Source organism: Ningiella algicola, assembly GCF_028401415.2.
Classification (GTDB): Bacteria; Pseudomonadota; Gammaproteobacteria; order Enterobacterales; family Alteromonadaceae; genus Glaciecola.
The window spans coordinates 44,837-63,729 of record NZ_CP171821.2; the positions used below are offsets into that span (position 1 = coordinate 44,837).

Sequence of the window (18,893 nt, forward strand, 5' to 3'; positions counted from 1 at the left end):
GATTAGCACTACAATTTTGATATGGATGCGATATTGCTCTACAGGGCACACAGCATATCAATTGCTTTATCATATTGAAGCTTTTCAACATACTCAATGAACTGCGCTTTTGCAGCGTCATGCATGTCTAAGGATCCAACAAGATTGTTGAGCAAGTCATCGTCAATAAACTCTTGACGTTTAAGCAGCGTTTCTAGCTGCACTTTTGCGCCATCAATATATTCGACATTAGCGTTCACTTCACTGTCGAAATGTTGCTCACTAATGGCTGAACATGTTGCGACCATCAATCGCTCAAATTCATCGACCATATCTGCATCAACCGATTCATGCTTTATTTGAGCGTCGAGGGTTTTGCAGCATTGAAATAGGGCTGTGAGTCCTAAATTACCGGTTATTCCTTTGGCCGTGTGCACACGCATTTTTGCTTCGTGATGCCGATTGTTTGCTAAGTGCTCGCGCACCTCAGTTGGGGAATCAGCGAATTCTGCCTTGAACTTATGTAGCATCTTATGAAGGAGTTCGCTATTACCACTTAATTGGCTTAGACCGAAGCTCAAATCAACTAACGGTAGGGTCTGTTGCACAGTTACGCGTACCTTTTATCGACCATATAATGAAGTTGTGAGCTTAATACAAAAGCCATATGACGACAAAGTCTTTTACAAATGTGTTCAAATTAACCATCATATTAGTGCGAGACTTGCCATTGTAAGCTCAGGGCATGAAGTTTTGAAAGCATCGAAATCATGGATGATTTCGCTGAGCGCCCAAGGACGGGTTCACAGCGGCTTTCAAAACTTCATGCCCTGAGCTTACAATGGCAAGTCTCGCAACACCTTCAAAACAATCCATTAAGGAATTCATGAAAAAACACTACTCGCTTGCTCTTGTGCTTTGCGTCAGCGCCGCATATTTAAATGCCTGTTCTGTAAAGCAATCATCATTACAGGCCGAATCACCACTTGAAACAGTAGGTGAGATTCAAAGCGCCAGCCCATCTAATTCGCTTGTGCTTGAGGGGGAGCGAATTGCTCACTACAAGTACCAGTTAGAGAACGGTTTAACCGTGATTCTTCATCCAGATGCATCCGACCCGCTCGTGAATGTGAATGTGACCTATCATGTGGGGTCGGCGCGAGAAGAATACGGCCGTTCTGGCTTTGCGCACTTTTTCGAGCACATGATGTTTCAAGGGTCGCAGAATGTGGCAGATGAAGAGCATTTTAAAATTGTGACCGAAGCCGGTGGCAATCTAAATGGCTCCACTAATTCAGACATAACCAACTATTATCAAAGTGTTCCGGCCAACCAACTGGAAAAAATTCTCTGGTTAGAAGCCGATCGTATGGGCTTTTTATTGCCCGCGGTGACACAAGAAAAGTTTGAGAATCAGCGCGATACCGTTAAAAATGAGCGCGCGCAGCGCGTGGACAATCAGCCTTATGGTCTGCGTTCTGAACGCACTGCAGAAGCGCTATATCCAATTGGTCATCCATATTCGTGGTCTACTATCGGATATGTTGAGGACCTAGACCGAGTAGGGTTAGCAGATTTGCAAGCCTTCTTTAAGCGTTGGTATGGGCCAAATAACGCCGTTATTGCGATTGGCGGCGATATCGATATTGCGCAAACACAAGCATGGGTCGAACAGTATTTTGGGCCAATCGCGCGCGGACCAGAGGTTGAAGATGCGCCAAAACAGCCTGCCCAACTCGATACTACGCGTTACATCACGCTTGAAGATAAAGTGCATTTGCCTCTGCTGCAAGTGACCATGCCAACCGTTTATGCCGGTCATCCAGACGAGGCGCCACTTGATGTGCTGGCTAACATTTTGGGGGCAGGGAAAACCTCATTGCTCTACAAAAATATGGTGAAAAATGGTTTAGCGGTTCAGGCTTTCGCAGCTCACCCCTGTCGCGAGCTAGCGTGTGAATTTCAGCTTTTGGCACTTGCTAATCCGCAAGCGGTGTCTAATTTGAAGCAGCTAAACGATATTATCGAGCAAACACTTAACGAGTTCGAGAAGCGCGGCGCGCAAGATGATGATTTACTCCGCGTGAAAAGCAGCATAGAAGCAGGCACAATATTCGGCCTGCAAAGCGTTTCTGGAAAAGTTCGCGCCTTAATTGATGGCGAGGTGTTTAATGGCACGCCAGATGAAGTCAACGTCATTGTAGAGCGTTACAACGCGGTGACCAAAGCAGATGTATTGCGTGTATATGAACAATATGTAAAAGGTAAGCCAGCCGTCATCCTCAGTGTTGTGCCTCAAGGTGGAGTCGATTTAGCCGTTGCGCCGCAAAATTTTGTACTCCCAGAGCGAGTATTTGACGATAGTGTTGAAAGCTTGAAGTCACACACTGTGGCGCTAGACAACAAAAATGCGCCCGATGATTTTGATCGCAGCATAGCACCGGTGGCAGATGCTAATAAGCCGGTAAGTGTGCCTGGCTTTTGGCGTGAGGAACTTGCCAACGGCATTGAGCTTGTTGGCATTTCAAGCGATGAAACGCCAACCATATCGCTTACCATCAGCATGGAAGGCGGGGTTTTACTCGATTCCGTGGAAAAACCCGGCTTAGCCGCTTTTACCTCTCAATTAATGAATGAAAGCACGCAAAACTATAGTGCAGAGGAGTTTTCAAACGCACTGTCTGTATTAGGCAGTTCCATTGCAGTTAGTGCCTCTGGCAGATACACCAACGTATATGTGACGAGTTTGACTAAGTATATCGACGCCACCATGACGCTGCTAGAGGAGCGTCTATTTAACCCTGCGTTTACCGAAGCTGACTTTATGCTAGCAAAACAGCGCACGCTGCAAAGCTTGCAGCAGCAGCTTAAAAATCCTTCTGTGCTGGCGTCAAGAGCCAAGAATAAAGTCTTATATGGTACCGATACGCGAATAGGTTTGCCTGATTCAGGTACTCTCGAATCACTAGAATCCATTACACTGGATGATGTGAAAACCTTCTATGAACAATTTTATCGCCCCGACCATGCCACGATAGTGATGGTTGGAGACAGAACCAAGGCTCAGAGCCTTGAAATGCTTGATTCAATATCTGCTTGGGAATCTAATAACTATATTATTCCAAATTATGCGCCAGAGGCGAGTACAGCGCCGGGTAAGATATATCTGGTAGATAACCCTGGCGCGGTTCAGTCGGTCATCTCCATTTTTAAGCAAGCACCAACCTACGACGCTTTTGGTGAATTTTTAAAACTAAGTTTGTCCAACTTTCCCTTAGGGGGGATGTTTAATAGTCGAATCAATCTTAATTTGCGAGAAGACAAGGGCTATACTTACGGTGCACAAAGTGCATTTGTTGGCGGTAAGACCTTAGGCTATTTCAGAGCCGGTGCAGATGTGGCGGCGCAATATACGAATCAAAGCATTGTTGAGCTATTGGGTGAAATTAATCGCTATCAGCAATCGGGTATGACCGAGGATGAGCTCGTCTTTTTAAAAAACGCCTATACCCAATCAGACGCAATGAAATATGAAACACCCAGACAAAAAGCAGGCTTTTTGATCAGCATGATTTCACGGGATTTGGATAGTGATTACGTTGCAAAACAACAAGCGATTATTCAAACAATTCAAACTGACGAGCTAAATCAACTTGCAAAAAAATGGTTAGATACCGACACTATGGATATTGTGGTAGTAGGCGATGCTGATTCTCTGCTAGAAGGGCTCAGTGATTTTGGACGTGAAGTTGTATTAATTGACGTGCCACGATAGCAACATAAACAACAATTAAAATAATGGGCAGAGTTTTTGAGCGATTCAAACAAACATTTTGAGCAGGCCTTAGCGTTTTTAGAGCAATCTACAGTAAAAGCAAGCTTAAGGGATATTAAACACGGCGTAGAGCGTGAGACACTTCGAGTAAATGGAGATGGTAGCCTAGCAAAAACGCCACACCCACCAGCGCTTGGTGCTTCACTTACCCATGACTGGATAACCACTGACTTTTCAGAATCCTTACTTGAGTTTATTACGCCGCCAGAGAGCAATATCTCAACAACCATCAAGCAACTAATTGATATTCATAAATTTACTTACCAGAGTATAGGTGATGAATATCTTTGGCCTATGAGTATGCCGTGCTTTATCGACGAGCACACCAATATTCCAATTGCACGCTATGGCTCCTCTAACGTTGCAAAGATGAAAGAGGTGTATCGAACAGGTTTGCATAATCGCTATGGTAGTATGATGCAGGTGATAAGTGGCGTTCACTTTAACTTTTCATTACCGGACACGTTTTGGCAGCTGTGGTGTGAACGCCATGGTAAAGACGTCAACAAGACCTCTATTTCATCACAATACTTTGCTCTGGTGCGCAACTTCAAACGCTTTGCATGGATGATCCCTTACCTGTTTGGCGCCTCCCCAGCGCTATGCGGCTCATTTATCAACCATAGAAAAGTGCCTCACGCATTTGAAACAGTGGGTAAAGGGACACTGTACTTGCCGCACGCCACCAGTTTGAGAATGAGTGACTTAGGTTATACAAGCTCTGCCCAATCGAGCCTTCAGATTTGTTATAACGATTTGTCTAGCTACGTCTCGACGCTTCGAGATGCGATTAATATGCCTGCAGAGCAATATCAACACATCGCAGCGGGCGAAGGTGGTAAGTGGGACCAGCTCAATAAAAACGTCTTGCAGATTGAAAACGAACTGTATTCACCTATTCGTCCTAAACAAGTGGCACGCTCCCTAGAGAAACCTACCGATGCCCTTGAAGATAGGGGGGTGAGTTATCTGGAAATACGCGCACTGGATGTCAATCCATTCTCTCCTGTAGGAATAGATGCTGAGCAGATATATTTCTTAGATGTTTTTCTATTATATTGTTTGCTCCAACCATCAGAATCATTTGATGCTCAGCAAAATGATGAAAATCAGCAAAACTTTGTTGATGTGGTACTCAAAGGTCGAGAACCTGGTTTGACTTTGAGTCAAAAAGGAAACGCCTTGAGCCTGAAAAGCTGGGCGTCTTCTATATTTGACGATTTGAAAAAAATTGCGGCTGTTCTCGATGCTACCAATGAGGTATCGCATTACGGCAATGCCATTTCTGTAGAGCAGGTTAAGGTACAAGATCCTGAACAAAGCTTTTCTGGTAAGTGGCTGGGTACGCTAAAATCCAATCAAATAGATAACAGTATTCTAGGTATGGAGCTGGCGAGAGAATACAAAGGGTTTGCGCATGCTATGAATTACTCCCACATGAACGATACTGACTTTAAGCGACAGACTGAACTTTCTTTACAGGCTCAAGCCAAAGTGGAAGCGGGTGATAGTAGAAGTTTCGATGACTTCATGAAGGACTATTTCGCTAAATAGGGAGTGTCGGGATGGAAAGTGTTAGAAATATTTAAAATAAGTAACCTGAATCCCGTTTAATAAACGGCGCTCAGTACCGCTAGAATTGCGAATTACTGCGTTGCAAAAGCCAGCAATAGAATAACTATTACGTGACTTTTGCGCCTTGTACTTCACAATTCTAGCAGCACTGAGTGTAAAAATTAATTTAGGCATGTAAAACAATCGCTTGCACCATTCCTTAAACAGGATTCAGGTTAAGTAGAATTTATTATTGACAAGATAGTCTTAAAAAAAGAAAAGCCCGAAAAGAATTCGGGCCAAAACACACAGGGAACACACTTCATTTAAGGAATTAAAATGTGTTTTAAACACACATTGGTACGAGTCTAGTTTGGATGCAAAGTTCAGTCGTATGCATAAAATAATCAAAAATTTACTGACATTTGGTGTCGTGATGCTAGTTTTGACTTCATGCACCACCACCCAACCGTCTAGCCGGGAAAATATCTGCCATATTTTTGAAGAAAAAGACGATTGGTACGACGCTGCCTCTGACATGAAAGACAAATGGGGTGTTCCCATTCATGTTCCGATGGCAATGATGTACCAAGAGAGCTCATTTCGCCATGATGCCCTGCCGCCACGAGATTATGTTTTCTTTGGGCTTATCCCGTGGGGACGAGTGAGCAGCGCATACGGCTATGCGCAGGCAAAGACCATGACTTGGGATGATTACAAGCGAGAGACAAAAAATCGCTTTGCTGATAGAGATGACTTTGACGATGCAATTGACTTCATGGGTTGGTTTATCAGTAAAACCCACAGTATTAATCGCATTTCTAAGTGGGACGCAGGTTCACAATATTTAAATTATCACGAAGGCTGGGGCGGTTATAAACGCAAAAGCTATCGCAAGAAGCAGTGGCTGGTTAACGTAGCCAATAAAGTCGATTCACGCTCTAAGCGCTATGCGGCGCAACTACAAGGTTGTGAGGATGACTTACAAAAAGGTTGGTTTATGCGCTTGTTTACTTAACCTGAATCCGGGTTTAGTAAATAATATGAGGCAAGTATCGACTCATGTCTTGAGTAACAGCTTGCTTATCCTCGCGCACTGAAATGCCCGCAGCTTGATCATCAATCAGCCAACTTCCAATCAAGGTGTGATTATCTTCAAAAATGGGAAGTGGATAGTTTTGCTGAAAAATAAAACCTTCCTCACCGTAGGGGCCATCTGAGTCATCAGAGGAGGCAATAGGCCTGCCGCGCGAGTCGGTGAAGGTAATATTTGCACCTTCTCTCGAAAATATAGGTTTTTTGACTAAATCCATACCCTTAGGTACTTTGCCCAGCTCATCTTCAAAAAAAGCCGGTAGTAGGTTGGGGTGGCCTTCAAACATTTGCCATAACATCGGTAAAAGTGCCTTGTTAGAAATAATGGATTTCCATGGTGGCTCGAGCCAGCGGGTGTTTTGTTTACCTAAGGCGGTGGAGTATTCATCTTCAAACATAAACTCCCATGGGTAAAGTTTAAATATCCACGTGATCACTTGATTGTCCAAATCGGTGAAGCGCTGCGATGCGTCCATTCCAATATCCTCGATGTAGACAAATGCGGTCTCTAATCCAGCGGCTTTTGCGCAATCTTCAAGGTATTGAACGGTGCCTCTATCTTCCTCAGTATCTTTGCAACAGGCAAAATAAAGCATTCGGTCTGGATTAAGCGCATTGAGCTCTTTAAATCGATTAACCAGCTTCTCTTGAACCGAATTAAATTGATCGGCATCGCGCTGTACAAGCTTGCTATCCACTTTATTTTCAAGCCATAGCCACTGCCAAAAGCCCGTCTCATAGATAGACGTGGGCGTATCGGCGTTGTTTTCATATAGCTTTGCGTCGCCGCGCCCGTTGTATGCAAAATCAAGGCGTGAATAAAGGGAGGGGTCGCCGTTTTTCCAGCTATCTCTAAGTAGTTCCCACTGCTGCTCAGGAATGGCGAAACGCCGCAGCAGCGCCTCGTCATTCACGACTCGCTGCACAACTTCTAAGCACATTTGATGAATGTTTTCGGTAGGTGCTTCTATATCGCGTTCAATTTGCTCTAAGGTAAACTGATAATAAGCGCTTTCGTCCCAGTATTTTTCGCCATACATGGTGTGAAATTTAAAGCCAAACTCATGTGCCAAGGATTGCCAGTCTTCACGCTCATCACAGGGTACTCGAAGCATTTAGCCTCCCCAGCCTTTACTCCCTGAGCGAGAGCTCCCCCAATTGCTTTTAGCTGATGCACTTGAGCCAAATCCGCCTCTAGAAATAGTGCGCGTGACCGCTGGCTTTGGTTTCACTGCTTCTCGTGGCACGCGATAAGAGCGTTGACCGGGTGATCCCACCACGAAGCCATCGGCCGTCATTATTTTGTTACGATAACGACCAGAGCCCGAATACAAATAGGCAGGATAAGAGTAATTGTATCGACGCTTTCGCTCAAGAGAGTCGCCCACCTCGTCAATAACTTCCGAGACGATATAGCCGGTCATGAATGGAATAAAAAAGCTGCCGCTTTGCTGGCAATTCCCAAATTCGGCTTCGCAATCACGCTGATACTGGTAGCGCGGCGCAGTTGAATTTGCGTCTGTTAAGGCTTGTTCATAAGCAGCCTGGCATTGGTCTTCGCTTAAACTAGTTGTGTTAGTGCAATCATCGACCGAGCTGACAAACTTCACTTCTTCTTCGCTAGAGCCTGAGCAAGCGCTTAGAACAGCGAGCGAAATTGGCGCTAGCACAAAATGACGTGAGCGTTTGCGCATTAACGAAAGATCTAAAAAAGCGCTTCTTTTCAAGGCACTTTTTTTCATGATATGTTTTTCCATGACAGCGCCCCCATTAATAGCTCATACACGCAGCGTTGATTAAGCCAACGGCAACGTTGGTTGCACCCAATACGATACCTGCACTCACTTCATTTTTTTCGATGCGCTCAGCAATTTTTGGCATAAATATAAAGCGCACAATAGAGTAGGCAATGACTTGCGCTACCAATGCCACCAGACCCCAAATAGCGAAATCAACAACACTAACTGAATTGCTGGCTGCGCCCGCCAGCGCAGTGGCGAAGCCAATAATTGCGCCCCCGAATCCAACGGCAGCTGCGGTGTTCTTTTCTTCTTTAATGAGCTTCCATTCAGCGTGAGGGGTTGCAAGTCCATACACACTTTTGAATATCACTAGAAAAACAAGGGCAAGTCCAAAATACATTGCAAAGTTGGCTAAGCCAGCTAATAAATCATAATTTTCCATGTAAATATTCTCCTAAGGTTGAAATGAAATCCGTGTTTAAAGGGTATTAAATCGTTTATCCGTTTACTCTAATTTGAGTGGGCGAGAGTTTTACGCCAGTGCTTATCACTAAGCTTCTTTCCAATTGGTTTTGGTCATTTAAGCTTTCTTCACCGGATAAGTATAGCTGCTCAAAAGAGCCATCGCTTAGCTCACGCTCAAACAGCATCACAAATTGATCCGTTTCGCTCACTTCTTCGCTATCATCATAAGTTTTTTCTTGCATTGCAACGGGTGGATGATACTCCGATGTACTCGTCCATACCCGCGTGTAAGCTTGGTCTTGGAAGTGATAAAAGGGCACACCAATTTTCCTATTTAGCAAATCATCCCATTCGCTGGCATTCACATGAAGGGTATCGAAATAGTGAAATAGGGTAAGGTCTACAATGTTTTCTTCAGACTCACTGCCTTCACAGACCACTTGCAGCCAGGCCTCATCGTCTGTGTAGAATCGCAGCAGTATGGTTGAGCCTAAATCAACACGCCCAGCTGCCAGGATAAGCTGCGTGTCTGCCACATCTTGAATCATAAGCTCATTGAGCACGAGTTGAAAAGAAAGTTTGTCTATGTCGAAGCTTGAACCGACACAAAGCCCCATTACTTCTGGCTTGTTCAGCGCGGACTTTGGCTCGGGCTTTTTTTTGAAAAGGTTGAACATATTCCATTTGCCTCGTAATTCATTGCACGATTGAGCTTGCGATAAAGCAGTAGCTAAAACAAAAAAGGCGCTCACCTTTACTCAAGATGAGCGCGCTTTCATTTCCTATATTTATGCAAGGTAAACATCGCTATTTTTTATTAGCCAGAATTTTCGCCAGCATATCTTCGCTTGAACCACCGCCGCTTCCGCCGGCGTTGCGAAGTTTAGCATCTAGATCTGAACCGGTTTCAAGTTCAGCAAGCTCAGACGCAGCTTCTATTGCGGCATCTTTCTCGGCCTGCTTTTGCTTGATTCGTTCAAGACTATCTAATGCCGTTTTCACTTTAGAGTTACCACCATCAAAGTGGGTTGAGGCTGCAACCTGCGCTTTCTGCACGGCTTGCGTGGCCTTTACCTGGTCAACCTGCTGTTCAAGCATGCGCAAGTTGTTCTTGGCTGTAGCAAGATTTGACTTGAGGGTACTTTCATTCTTGATATAGCTATCGAGAATACTTTGCTCGCTGGCTTTTAAACCGTCTAACTCGCCCACTCGCTGCGCACATTCTAGCGCTAATTCACGATTACTTTCTGCATGCTCCGCTGCGCTTTGGCTATATTTTTCAATATCTGCTTGCAATGATGCCACCTTATTTTGCGATAGCTTACGCTTGGCTGCGATTGAATGCAGGCTTTGACCGCATTGCTGAATCTCTTGCTTTGCCTCACGTATTTGTTGATCAAGGATAGTAAGAGCCTGCGTATCTGCTGCGTCTTCAAGTGCCTTGTTTGTGTGGCCTTTTAATGCTGACCATAATCTACCTAAACTCATATTTGACTCCTACTAGTTCAAATGCTCTGAATACAGTTCCAAAAACTCTGGAACATTCGCAAACAGCGCTTCCACTTCCTCTACAATAACCTCGTCTTTGCTGTCTACCGACAGCGCACCAAACGCCACGTAATACTCTTCATCACCAATATGAGAAACGGCGAGTGTTGATAATGGCACTAAGCGATGTGTTCGCAGAATTTCTGCGTCTAAAGCTGCAGTGTCTTTGACAGCGCTAAGAGGAAAGAGAATCGTTTCCACGACAATCTGTTGTTCACCTACCACTAAAAACGCATCAAGTCCTTCATCATTTGAAACATCGATACAGTCTCCTTCGATTTCTGCCGTGAAATTAATTTGCTCGTTCATGAGCGAAAGGATGTGGTCGCGCTTATCTGTCATTTTGTTCTCCATTAACAACGCTTTTGTTTATCACCTGTGATGAATTCAATGTTGATAAAAAAGCATTCGGTGTTATGTGCAACGAGTGCAACTGGTTATTGATACTAGCAAGTTTATTTTTATTTGCAACATATTTATTGCAAAAATAATTCATTTGTTGCCTTTGGCATCTATTTAAAACATTTGTTTTGTATTAATTGCATTTAAAAGTATACTCTACTCAATCTATTTTTAGAGGCCACTACGGTAGACTAAAATGCACGAAAATAACCTCAGCCAAGCTAATATAAGCCTCACAAACAAGAAGTCAATCTTACCCTATGCAAAGGCGTGCAGTTTGCACATAAAAACACTCATGGTTGAAAATGAAATGACCTATGACGACATTGTTGCGCAATTGGAAAATCGAGGCGTTGTGCTTAGTTCAAGCAATCTTCGCAATAAAGTATCGGGTCATGCCTTGTCTGCGGGTCTGTTCTTTCTGTTGCTTGAAATCATTGGCGGTCAATTATCTGCGAAAATCAAGGTCAAGTAGGAGCAGCTTTTGCCAAGCTTTCTGCCAACTTGGAAACAAAGCATTTTATTACAGCACCGCTATCATATTGATTTTGATTTGCGAAGATTAAGCCTGAAATATTGATCTAGATTAATAAAAAGCTCACCATTTGTTTCGAGCGCTGCCAACTTTGATCTTGATCATCTTTTTTATCTGAATTGTCTGTAAAAATGCATGTGTGTTCAATCAAAAAGGCAGGAAACATCATGTTGGACTTACTACTCTCAGATCCAGTCGCTTGGGGTTCAGTTCTTGGTATTGGCGTGGTTTGCGCGATTTGTGCGTATTATGTGTACTTGTTTATCCATAACGTAAAAGAAGACGCTTAGCATTTAAGGCGTATTAATTTCGGGCAACCGGCGTTTCTCAAGCTGGATCCACGTTAATATACGCTTGACTCTATTAGCACGAGCAGCGCGCCTTTGCCTCCCCATTCCAGCGGTGCTTGGTGAAAACCGAGCACCTTGGGGTGCTGTACCAAATAGTTAGGGACTTTTTGGCGTAGCACGCCGCCGCTCACGCCGTGGATAATATTGATGCATTCGTAGTGTTTGCGAAGTGCCTCGTTGATTGCGGCTGCAAGCTCAAGCTTAGTTTCTTGAGTGTTCAGTCCATGCAGGTCTAGTATTAACTCAGGAATAATTTCGCCGCGCCGAAGTCGCTTGACGCCTTGCTCTGCACTTAATTCTGGCCTGGCGTATTTAAGTGCTTTGCTAGTATCAAATGCGGCTTCAAACCCATCTGAAAACTCAAATGATGCACTGCGCTGTTTAATTTCTTTTGCAACTCGCTTAATGGGCGTTTTTAAAAGCGCCCGACGTTCTCGTGCGTCCTGTACAAACTGGTTGTGAACCACAGGCTTAGCATCTGCAAAAAGGGACGAAAAATCCAATGTTGGGTCATTCTTGTCAGGCGGGACTTGTTTTTTAGCCATGAGGATAAATTTTTTGCGAAATTTACTGCGATAAACAGTATTATAGCGCAATTAGCTTATAACTTGCGCGCAAGATCACATCAGCCTCCATACACTAATGAATACCGACTTTACTCAAAACGAAGATCGTGAAGCCCTAAAACCCGATGTACTCGCGGCTCACCTAACGACCATTATCGATTGGATACGCTTTACAATAAGCGAATGTCAGCGACATGATGTGTATTTGGGCCACGGTACGGACAACATTTGGGACGAAGCGCAACACCTTGTATTCCAAGCATTAGAACTTCCACTTGAGATGCTTAACGACGAGCAAATGTCTAATGAGCAAAAACAGGCCTTATATCAAAGTCATTTAACGTTAGATGAACGTTTTAAGCTTTGCGAATGGGTAGAACAGCGAGCGCATTTTGCTAAGCCTTTACCTTATATCAGCCACTTAGCATGGTTTGCTCGCATGCCCTTTTATGTGGACGAGCGCGTGCTGATCCCGCGTTCGCCATTTGCAGAGCTAATCGAAAAACGTTTTTCTCCATTTCTATCTCAGCATTTCAATCCTTCCCACATTCTCGATATGTGCACCGGAAGTGCCTGCATTGCTATTGCTACTGCCAGAGAATATCCCGACGCGGCCATTGATGCAGTAGATATTGATATGGATGCTTTGGAAGTGGCTTCAATTAACGTAGCGCACTATCAGCTTGAAGAACGTGTCTATCCCATTTGCTCAGATTTGTTTACCGAGCTACAGGGGCAGAAATACGACTTAATTATTGCGAATCCCCCTTATGTAGACGCGCCAGATATGGCAGATTTACCCAAAGAGTACCATCACGAGCCGCAGCATGCCCTTGCCTCAGGCTATGATGGGCTTGATTTGAGTATGCAAATTGTTACGCAGGCAGTTGAGCATTTATGCGACGATGGTTGGCTGTTTGTGGAAGTAGGCAACAGCGAAGTGAATTTTAAAGAGCGATTTAAAGAGCTCGAAGTTAGGTGGTGCGAATTAACACGCGGAGGCAGTGGAATATTCGCAATCAGCAAGGCGCAGCTACTTGCGCAGCAAGACATATTAGATGAGTTGGAGTAAGCAGCAGGATGTCAGGTAATACCTTTGGAAAAATATTCAGCGTCACAACGTTTGGCGAAAGTCACGGACTCGCGATTGGTGGCGTAGTAGACGGCTGTCCTCCAGGATTGGAGTTAAGCGCAGATGATTTGCAAGGTGACTTGGATCGCCGCAAACCGGGTACTTCCCGCTACACTACAGCGCGGCGCGAAGAGGACGAAGTCAAGATTCTATCTGGCGTGTTCGAAGGCAAAACCACAGGCACAAGCATTGGCTTGTTGATTAATAACACAGATCAGCGCAGTCAAGACTACTCAAAAATTAAAGACACCTTTAGACCAGGCCATGCCGATTACACATATCAACAAAAGTTTGGCGATAGAGACTACCGCGGCGGAGGGCGCTCATCGGCCCGCGAGACGGCAGTAAGAGTAGCCGCTGGCGGTATCGCCAAAAAATATTTGAAACAAACTTACGGCATAGAAGTCCGTGGCTATCTTTCACAGCTTGGACCGGTTGCGGTTGAGACCGTTGATCATAACATTACGAATACAAATCCGTTTTTTTGCCCTGACGAAAGCAAGCTTGAAGCCCTTGACCAATATATGCGTGGCCTTAAAAAAGAAGGAAATTCGATTGGCGCAAAAGTGAGCGTATCCGCTATCAACGTGCCGGTGGGGCTTGGTGAGCCAGTGTTTGACCGTTTAGACGCGGACATCGCTCATGCGATGATGGGAATAAATGCCGTAAAAGGTGTAGAAGTGGGTGATGGCTTTGATGTGATCACGCAAAAAGGGACAGAGCATCGTGATGAAATGTCGCCTGAGGGCTTCCATACCAATCATGCCGGTGGCGTGCTTGGCGGTATTTCTACCGGACAAGAAATACTCGTGCATATTGCGCTCAAGCCAACATCAAGTATTTCTATATCTGGCGATACCATTGACGTGCACGGTAATGCTGCAGAAGTGATCACAAAAGGGCGACACGACCCCTGCGTCGGTATTCGTGCAGTGCCAATCGCTGAGGCAATGCTTGCCTTAGTATTGATGGACCACCTGCTTCGACATCGTGCGCAAAACTCAGATGCTAAATCCATTACGCCTGTTATTCCTGCTCAGCGCTAATGACGAGCGCATGCAGGCAGTGAACTGAAAACCAGCAACTAAAAAGGTGGCCACCCGCTTGCTAGCAAAGCTTTTAGGCTCCTTTGCCGATCTAAACACTGGCGTTTATACCGCACGACAAAACCGGATTTTGCTGAGTATTACCTACGCCTTTTATTTTGGTCAATTGGGTGTGTTTGTACCTTACGTTGGCATCTATTTAGACGACAAAGGCTTAAGCTCCTCTCAAATTGGCACATTACTCGCGATTGTGGCGCTATCGAGAATTATTGGCCCCAACCTGTGGGCTAATTACGCGGACAGAAGCGGTCAAGCAGGTGAGGTACTTCGCTTTGGTTGCCTACTGTGCTTGTTGACTTTTGTGAGCATTTTGTTTGTTGATAGTTTTTGGGGAATGACGCTAGCCTTTTCCTGCATGATGATGTTTTGGACTGCCGTACTTCCGCAATTAGAGGTAATCACATCACAAGCGACAGCCGAGAGTAAAAGAGGCTATGGTGCGGTAAGGCTATGGGGCAGTATTGGCTTTATGCTGTGCACACTCAGCGTGGGAAGTTTATTAGATGTATTCGCTCCTGTAGTGATTGTTTATGCTTCCATAATGACGCTTGCAGGTTTGTTCATATCCTCAATGCTAATTGTGTCGGGGAACCATCAAAAACCTCTTGTATCAGAGCTATCGCATGAGAAAACACAGCCTTATGACAAGGCTGTTTCAAACTCGCTTGAACAAGCAAAAACGCTATCTGATTCATTAAGAGTAAATCCAATTTGGACCTTAGGTTTTATTGCTTTTTTGCTAGGAAATACACTATTACAAATGAGCTTTGGAAGCTTCTATAACTTCTTCACGCTATATATGCAATCGCTCGAATACAGCGGCATGCAAACGGGCATTTTTATCTGTCTCGGCGTTGCCGCTGAAGTGTTAATATTTATACATGCGAGTCGCTTGATAAAGCGATTTGGCGTAAAAGCCTTGTTGGTATTTAGCTTATTATTTACAGCAATGCGATGGTTACTGCTGGGATTGTTTGCAGAATTCACCGCAGTGATAGTATTTACTCAGCTTATCCATGCACTGAGTTTTGGTTTAACTCACGCGGTCTCAGTATTCTATCTTCAGCAAACTTTTCCAAAGGTATTTCAGAGCAGGGCGCAAGCTTTGTACGTCAGCATTGCATTTGGCTTCGGTGGTGCAGCCGGTAGCTATATAGCGGGGCTTACTTGGCAGGACGGGGCAGGGGCGGTGGTAAGCTTTTTCTTAGCAGCTGCTTGTGCCTTTATTGGCGCTATTTGCTTCTTGGCTATAGACGAAGATAGAGAGTATGGTGAAGAGCAGGCTAAATAATGTTAGCTGTCGTTCAAAGCGTCAGATGCTCCATCTGCCATTCCCGCAAAAAAGTCTACAATGCTGTCAAATCCAGCTATAAAAAGCATGAATATTAAGATTGCAAAGATAATGGTCTTTTGACGTTTGGTCATTTTTAGAATTCTCCTAGTTTCGAGCGAGTTTGCGGTAGATACAATCTACCGCCATATACATATATGCTTTACACTAATTTAGCTTCTCATATAGCCAAGCGCCTAAGTCTCTGCCGGCGTTACCACTTACAACGTATGCCGCTCCGTATCCCACATCATACCCGAGATCTCTTACTGTGTAGCCACCAGATACTAATTCTAGATTTGAATCATTTATTTCTGTCATCAATAGATCCTCCTCTAGTGTTTCTTGTGTAAAGCGTCATAAATACCAGCTCCAAGCCCACTACCAAATTCGGTTAGTTCGTTGAACGAACCAAGGTAACCCGTTAATAGCGTGAACGCTAAAGCAGCACTGCCACCTGTTACAGTCTCTAGTTTATTAGAACAAATTTCTTTCATAAATATCCTTATTTGATTAATACCTGACATTCTTGAATAGCACCAAGAACGATAATTATATTATGGTAATTCTAGATTATATAAAACTGGCCTTTCGTAGAGTAATTCGTGCTGGTAGCAAGGCGACCATTCGCGTAAAAGCGAGGAATTAAAAATCAGCATCGTAGAATAATAATGCTTGAGTATTTGGTGGAAATTACTTCTTTTAAAAAAGGAGTTTATCGGGAGCATCTTTAAAGGACGCTCTCGCAGCCGTTAATGTTCAGCAGACCATGGGTGATAATTTTTCTTGTATTGGTTGGTATTCGTTTGCTGACAGTAACTTAAAAAACATCAATCTGAACGTTTCTTGTTAGTTATAAAGACCTGAGTCAGCTTTATGTTGCGACAACTTTAAAAACGCCCTGAATAATCAGGGCTTTTTAGACTAACTATTATGTCTATTACGCAAAGTTGCTAGATGCAAATTCCCAATTTGCAAGTGCCCAGAACCCTTCAAGGTAGTTAGGACGAACATTGCGGTAATCAATGTAGTACGCGTGCTCCCACAAATCGACTGTGAGCAGCGGTGTTACGCCGTCATCGGTAATGGGTGTGCCAGCGTTGCTAGTATTAACGATGTCGAGACTACCGTCAGCGGTTTTCACTAACCATGTCCAGCTAGAGCCAAAGTTGTTGACTGCTTTATCGTTAAATGCTGTTTTAAAGTCAGCAAATGAACCCCACTTTGCATTGATTGCGTCAGCAAGTGCGCCGCTTGGCTCACCGCCGCCATTTGGACTTAGGCTATGCCAATAGAAGGTATGGTTCCAAATTTGAGCCGCGTTGTTAAATACACCGCCATCACTGCTTTTTACAATCTCTTCAAGAGATTTGTCGGCATAATCGGTACCTTCAATTAGGCCATTAAGCTTTGTTACATAGGTTGCGTGGTGTTTACCATAGTGGAAATCGAGGGTTTCAGCTGAAATATGTGGTTCAAGCGCGTTTTTTTCGTAGGGTAGAGCGGGTAATTCAAAAGCCATGTGTATTCTCCGTGTGAGTTTTGCTAATTCGAAACTGAAGTGCGGACGAAGGATTAAATTTCAAGCCTTCATGCCTTTAATTGTATTCCAATGAAGATGCAGTTTATTTCGTATTTAATGGCAAACAAGATCACACTTATTTACGATATATGGTGATATAACAGGCTAGATGTGTAAAAGCATGTGCTTGTGAACAATATAATGTGCTTAGCGCTTGATATTATGTAAACTCACCCATACTGTAGAGTGTGAATCCAAATTAATGTTGGTATACGTAATAACGTGTGTGCCGAGAGCGTGCGCCCCTTGTTTTGCACCAATTGCCCTTTAACATTTACATGAATCATGGTTTTGAAATGGAAACAATCGATAAAATTAAAGAACAAATTAGCGAAAATGCTATCCTTTTATACATGAAGGGATCCCCTAAGCTGCCGAACTGTGGTTTTTCTGCCCAGGCTTCTCAAGCGCTTATGTCGTGCGGAGAGCAATTTGCATATGTGGATATTTTGCAAAACCCTGATATCCGAGCTGAGTTACCTAAATTTGCAGACTGGCCAACCTTTCCGCAATTGTGGGTGAATGGCGAACTAGTGGGTGGCTGCGATATCATTCTTGAAATGTTTCAACAAGGAGAGTTACAAAGTTTGATAAAAGAAGCTGCGCCAAAGGACTCACCAGAGGCTTAGTTTTACTTTGCATAAACGATACAAAAAAGCCGGATTTTTTGACAAATCCGGCTTTTTCATTAATAGCTTTTATTTTTGGCTTTACTAACACACTTCTTTGAATAAAGACTCGTCAATAATTGTTCGGTCGATAATTGAGACCGCCATGTCCACACAGGTGCCGCACTGAGAACCCACACCAAGATGCTTTTTCAGCTCTCTAATATTGCCAACGCTGTCTTCTCTAACTGCGTTTTCAATTTGCTTATCGGTTATGCCGTAGCACATACAAACGAACATCTGCTCACCCATATAATTTACATGCAAATGATAATAGTTGTTGTTTACATTAAAGGCAAGTCTTTTTTACCTCGGGATTTATGTTGATGAGAGTGGCCAACCGCCAAGCGTATGATATTTATTGAGAATGTGGCAAAACAGCTCGGCAGTTTTATGCGTGTCATACAAGGCGCTGTGTGCTTGTGACTGCTGAAAATCAATCTCGGCAGCCTCACATGCTTTCACTAAGACGGTTTGCCCAAGGCTTAGAGCGGCAAGAGACGTAGTGTCGAAGGAAACAAAAGGATGAAACGGACTGCGTTTAATGCCATGTCGTTCAAGTGCCGCATTCACAAAGCTTTGATCAAAGTGCGCGTTGTGTGCAACTATCACGCTACGCTGACATTCGGCTGCTTTTTGCGCTTTGCGGATGTGTTTACATAAAGCCTTGAACACTTCTTCTTCAGGGAGGGCGCCTCTGAGCGCGCAAAAAGGATCAATACCGTTAAATTCAATCGCCGCCTTCTCAATATTCGCCCCCTCAAAGGGTTGAACATGCTCATGAAAGGTTTGGTCGAGTGAAAATGTCCCATCTTCACCGAGTTTAAGGGTGATAGCCGCAATTTCTAGAATGGCATCCGTATCGGCATTAAATCCTGCGGTTTCTACGTCAATCACGACGGGGAAGTAGCCACGAAAACGCTCAGAAAGTTGAAAAGATGTATTGTTGGACGCTTGAGATTTTTGCGAACTATCCGTACCCAAATTGCTGTTGTTCATTTATC

General features: G+C 44.1%; 23 protein-coding genes. 9 read left to right on the forward strand and 14 right to left on the reverse strand.

Annotated elements, in window-relative coordinates:
- Positions 1-38: 38 nt before the first annotated feature.
- Entirely contained in the window at positions 39-587 is a 549-nt protein-coding gene (locus PN836_RS00220) for an Hpt domain-containing protein (protein WP_395342192.1), read from the reverse strand.
- Between the two features lie 278 nt (positions 588-865).
- Here PN836_RS00220 and PN836_RS00225 point away from each other — a divergent pair, with 278 nt between their 5' ends.
- From PN836_RS00225 to PN836_RS00235, 3 genes are all read left to right on the forward strand, one after another.
- Entirely contained in the window at positions 866-3,754 is a 2,889-nt protein-coding gene (locus PN836_RS00225; protein ID WP_395342194.1) for a M16 family metallopeptidase, read from the forward strand.
- A gap of 36 nt (positions 3,755-3,790) precedes the next feature.
- Positions 3,791-5,368 (forward strand): glutamate--cysteine ligase, encoded by a 1,578-nt coding sequence (gene gshA / locus PN836_RS00230; RefSeq protein WP_395342196.1) that lies wholly within the window; start codon positions 3,791-3,793, stop codon positions 5,366-5,368.
- A 436-nt stretch (positions 5,369-5,804) separates the two neighbouring features.
- A complete protein-coding gene (locus tag PN836_RS00235) occupies positions 5,805-6,386 on the forward strand; it encodes a hypothetical protein (protein WP_395345379.1) in 582 nt (193 codons plus the stop codon).
- A 13-nt stretch (positions 6,387-6,399) separates the two neighbouring features.
- On the opposite strand, the gene PN836_RS00240 is transcribed toward PN836_RS00235, so the two are convergent.
- From PN836_RS00240 to PN836_RS00265, 6 genes are all read right to left on the reverse strand, one after another.
- A complete protein-coding gene (locus PN836_RS00240) occupies positions 6,400-7,578 on the reverse strand; it encodes a glutathionylspermidine synthase family protein (protein WP_395342197.1) in 1,179 nt (392 codons plus the stop codon).
- Positions 7,579-8,205, reverse strand: coding sequence for a DUF1190 domain-containing protein (locus tag PN836_RS00245; protein ID WP_395342199.1), 627 nt, complete (start codon positions 8,203-8,205; stop codon positions 7,579-7,581). It lies immediately after the preceding gene.
- Positions 8,206-8,233: 28 nt separating this feature from the next.
- Positions 8,234-8,647, reverse strand: a complete 414-nt coding sequence (locus PN836_RS00250) for a DUF350 domain-containing protein (RefSeq protein WP_395342201.1) — start codon at positions 8,645-8,647, stop codon at positions 8,234-8,236.
- Positions 8,648-8,702: 55 nt separating this feature from the next.
- A complete protein-coding gene (locus tag PN836_RS00255) occupies positions 8,703-9,347 on the reverse strand; it encodes a YjfK family protein (RefSeq protein ID WP_395342203.1) in 645 nt (214 codons plus the stop codon).
- Positions 9,348-9,477: 130 nt separating this feature from the next.
- Positions 9,478-10,158, reverse strand: coding sequence for a PspA/IM30 family protein (locus tag PN836_RS00260; RefSeq protein WP_395342205.1), 681 nt, complete (start codon positions 10,156-10,158; stop codon positions 9,478-9,480).
- Between the two features lie 12 nt (positions 10,159-10,170).
- Complete coding sequence (locus PN836_RS00265) at positions 10,171-10,560, reverse strand: DUF2170 family protein (RefSeq protein ID WP_395342207.1); 390 nt, start codon at positions 10,558-10,560, stop codon at positions 10,171-10,173.
- Positions 10,561-10,816: 256 nt separating this feature from the next.
- Between PN836_RS00265 and PN836_RS00270 the strand changes: the two genes are divergently transcribed.
- Together PN836_RS00270 and PN836_RS00275 are read left to right on the forward strand one after the other, a co-directional pair.
- Positions 10,817-11,095: a DUF6471 domain-containing protein gene (locus PN836_RS00270; RefSeq protein WP_395342209.1), complete on the forward strand. Its 279-nt coding sequence runs from the start codon at positions 10,817-10,819 to the stop codon at positions 11,093-11,095.
- Positions 11,096-11,322: 227 nt separating this feature from the next.
- On the forward strand, positions 11,323-11,445 hold the full coding sequence (locus PN836_RS00275; RefSeq protein ID WP_395342211.1) for a DUF3149 domain-containing protein: 123 nt from the start codon (positions 11,323-11,325) through the stop codon (positions 11,443-11,445).
- Positions 11,446-11,498: 53 nt separating this feature from the next.
- On the opposite strand, the gene smrB is transcribed toward PN836_RS00275, so the two are convergent.
- The gene (smrB, locus tag PN836_RS00280) at positions 11,499-12,050 is read right to left on the reverse strand and encodes an endonuclease SmrB (protein ID WP_395342213.1); all 552 of its coding nucleotides are present in this window, start codon (positions 12,048-12,050) and stop codon (positions 11,499-11,501) included.
- Positions 12,051-12,147: 97 nt separating this feature from the next.
- Between smrB and prmB the strand changes: the two genes are divergently transcribed.
- Genes prmB through PN836_RS00295 form a run of 3 tightly spaced genes read left to right on the forward strand, consistent with a single transcriptional unit; the run spans position 12,148 to position 15,600 of the window.
- Entirely contained in the window at positions 12,148-13,143 is a 996-nt protein-coding gene (prmB, locus tag PN836_RS00285; RefSeq protein ID WP_395342215.1) for a 50S ribosomal protein L3 N(5)-glutamine methyltransferase, read from the forward strand.
- A gap of 8 nt (positions 13,144-13,151) precedes the next feature.
- Entirely contained in the window at positions 13,152-14,249 is a 1,098-nt protein-coding gene (gene aroC, locus PN836_RS00290; protein WP_395342217.1) for a chorismate synthase, read from the forward strand.
- A 58-nt stretch (positions 14,250-14,307) separates the two neighbouring features.
- On the forward strand, positions 14,308-15,600 hold the full coding sequence (locus tag PN836_RS00295; protein ID WP_395342220.1) for an MFS transporter: 1,293 nt from the start codon (positions 14,308-14,310) through the stop codon (positions 15,598-15,600).
- A gap of 2 nt (positions 15,601-15,602) precedes the next feature.
- Here PN836_RS00295 and PN836_RS00300 read toward each other — a convergent pair whose 3' ends face one another.
- The 4 genes from PN836_RS00300 to PN836_RS00315 all read right to left on the reverse strand — a co-directional run bounded on the left by PN836_RS00300 (position 15,603) and on the right by PN836_RS00315 (position 17,161).
- A complete protein-coding gene (locus tag PN836_RS00300) occupies positions 15,603-15,734 on the reverse strand; it encodes a hypothetical protein (RefSeq protein ID WP_395342222.1) in 132 nt (43 codons plus the stop codon).
- A 73-nt stretch (positions 15,735-15,807) separates the two neighbouring features.
- Entirely contained in the window at positions 15,808-15,960 is a 153-nt protein-coding gene (locus tag PN836_RS00305) for a hypothetical protein (protein ID WP_395342224.1), read from the reverse strand.
- A gap of 14 nt (positions 15,961-15,974) precedes the next feature.
- A complete protein-coding gene (locus PN836_RS00310) occupies positions 15,975-16,136 on the reverse strand; it encodes a hypothetical protein (RefSeq protein WP_395342226.1) in 162 nt (53 codons plus the stop codon).
- Between the two features lie 443 nt (positions 16,137-16,579).
- A complete protein-coding gene (locus tag PN836_RS00315; protein ID WP_395342228.1) occupies positions 16,580-17,161 on the reverse strand; it encodes a Fe-Mn family superoxide dismutase in 582 nt (193 codons plus the stop codon).
- Positions 17,162-17,517: 356 nt separating this feature from the next.
- Here PN836_RS00315 and PN836_RS00320 point away from each other — a divergent pair, with 356 nt between their 5' ends.
- Entirely contained in the window at positions 17,518-17,850 is a 333-nt protein-coding gene (locus PN836_RS00320; RefSeq protein ID WP_395342230.1) for a Grx4 family monothiol glutaredoxin, read from the forward strand.
- 84 nt (positions 17,851-17,934) lie between these two features.
- Here PN836_RS00320 and PN836_RS00325 read toward each other — a convergent pair whose 3' ends face one another.
- Together PN836_RS00325 and rnt are read right to left on the reverse strand one after the other, a co-directional pair.
- Positions 17,935-18,129 carry a (2Fe-2S)-binding protein gene (locus tag PN836_RS00325; RefSeq protein WP_395345382.1) on the reverse strand — a complete coding sequence of 65 codons (195 nt, stop codon included), beginning with the start codon at positions 18,127-18,129 and terminating at the stop codon, positions 17,935-17,937.
- A 78-nt stretch (positions 18,130-18,207) separates the two neighbouring features.
- The gene (rnt, locus tag PN836_RS00330; RefSeq protein WP_395342231.1) at positions 18,208-18,888 is read right to left on the reverse strand and encodes a ribonuclease T; all 681 of its coding nucleotides are present in this window, start codon (positions 18,886-18,888) and stop codon (positions 18,208-18,210) included.
- Positions 18,889-18,893 lie beyond the last annotated feature (5 nt).

Excerpts from the sequence above, each read along its gene's own strand:
- PN836_RS00225 (WP_395342194.1), top strand. The coding sequence starts at position 866 with ATGAAAAAACACTACTCGCTTGCTCTTGTGCTTTGCGTCAGCGCCGCA.
- PN836_RS00235 (WP_395345379.1), top strand. The coding sequence starts at position 5,805 with ATGCTAGTTTTGACTTCATGCACCACCACCCAACCGTCTAGCCGGGAA.
- PN836_RS00240 (WP_395342197.1), bottom strand. The coding sequence starts at position 7,578 with ATGCTTCGAGTACCCTGTGATGAGCGTGAAGACTGGCAATCCTTGGCA.
- PN836_RS00245 (WP_395342199.1), bottom strand. The coding sequence starts at position 8,205 with ATGAAAAAAAGTGCCTTGAAAAGAAGCGCTTTTTTAGATCTTTCGTTA.
- PN836_RS00250 (WP_395342201.1), bottom strand. The coding sequence starts at position 8,647 with ATGGAAAATTATGATTTATTAGCTGGCTTAGCCAACTTTGCAATGTAT.
- PN836_RS00255 (WP_395342203.1), bottom strand. The coding sequence starts at position 9,347 with ATGTTCAACCTTTTCAAAAAAAAGCCCGAGCCAAAGTCCGCGCTGAAC.
- PN836_RS00260 (WP_395342205.1), bottom strand. The coding sequence starts at position 10,158 with ATGAGTTTAGGTAGATTATGGTCAGCATTAAAAGGCCACACAAACAAG.
- PN836_RS00265 (WP_395342207.1), bottom strand. The coding sequence starts at position 10,560 with ATGACAGATAAGCGCGACCACATCCTTTCGCTCATGAACGAGCAAATT.
- PN836_RS00270 (WP_395342209.1), top strand. The coding sequence starts at position 10,817 with ATGCACGAAAATAACCTCAGCCAAGCTAATATAAGCCTCACAAACAAG.
- PN836_RS00275 (WP_395342211.1), top strand. The coding sequence starts at position 11,323 with ATGTTGGACTTACTACTCTCAGATCCAGTCGCTTGGGGTTCAGTTCTT.
- smrB (WP_395342213.1), bottom strand. The coding sequence starts at position 12,050 with ATGGCTAAAAAACAAGTCCCGCCTGACAAGAATGACCCAACATTGGAT.
- prmB (WP_395342215.1), top strand. The coding sequence starts at position 12,148 with ATGAATACCGACTTTACTCAAAACGAAGATCGTGAAGCCCTAAAACCC.
- aroC (WP_395342217.1), top strand. The coding sequence starts at position 13,152 with ATGTCAGGTAATACCTTTGGAAAAATATTCAGCGTCACAACGTTTGGC.
- PN836_RS00300 (WP_395342222.1), bottom strand. The coding sequence starts at position 15,734 with ATGACCAAACGTCAAAAGACCATTATCTTTGCAATCTTAATATTCATG.
- PN836_RS00305 (WP_395342224.1), bottom strand. The coding sequence starts at position 15,960 with ATGACAGAAATAAATGATTCAAATCTAGAATTAGTATCTGGTGGCTAC.
- PN836_RS00310 (WP_395342226.1), bottom strand. The coding sequence starts at position 16,136 with ATGAAAGAAATTTGTTCTAATAAACTAGAGACTGTAACAGGTGGCAGT.
- PN836_RS00315 (WP_395342228.1), bottom strand. The coding sequence starts at position 17,161 with ATGGCTTTTGAATTACCCGCTCTACCCTACGAAAAAAACGCGCTTGAA.
- PN836_RS00320 (WP_395342230.1), top strand. The coding sequence starts at position 17,518 with ATGGAAACAATCGATAAAATTAAAGAACAAATTAGCGAAAATGCTATC.
- PN836_RS00325 (WP_395345382.1), bottom strand. The coding sequence starts at position 18,129 with ATGTTCGTTTGTATGTGCTACGGCATAACCGATAAGCAAATTGAAAAC.
- rnt (WP_395342231.1), bottom strand. The coding sequence starts at position 18,888 with ATGAACAACAGCAATTTGGGTACGGATAGTTCGCAAAAATCTCAAGCG.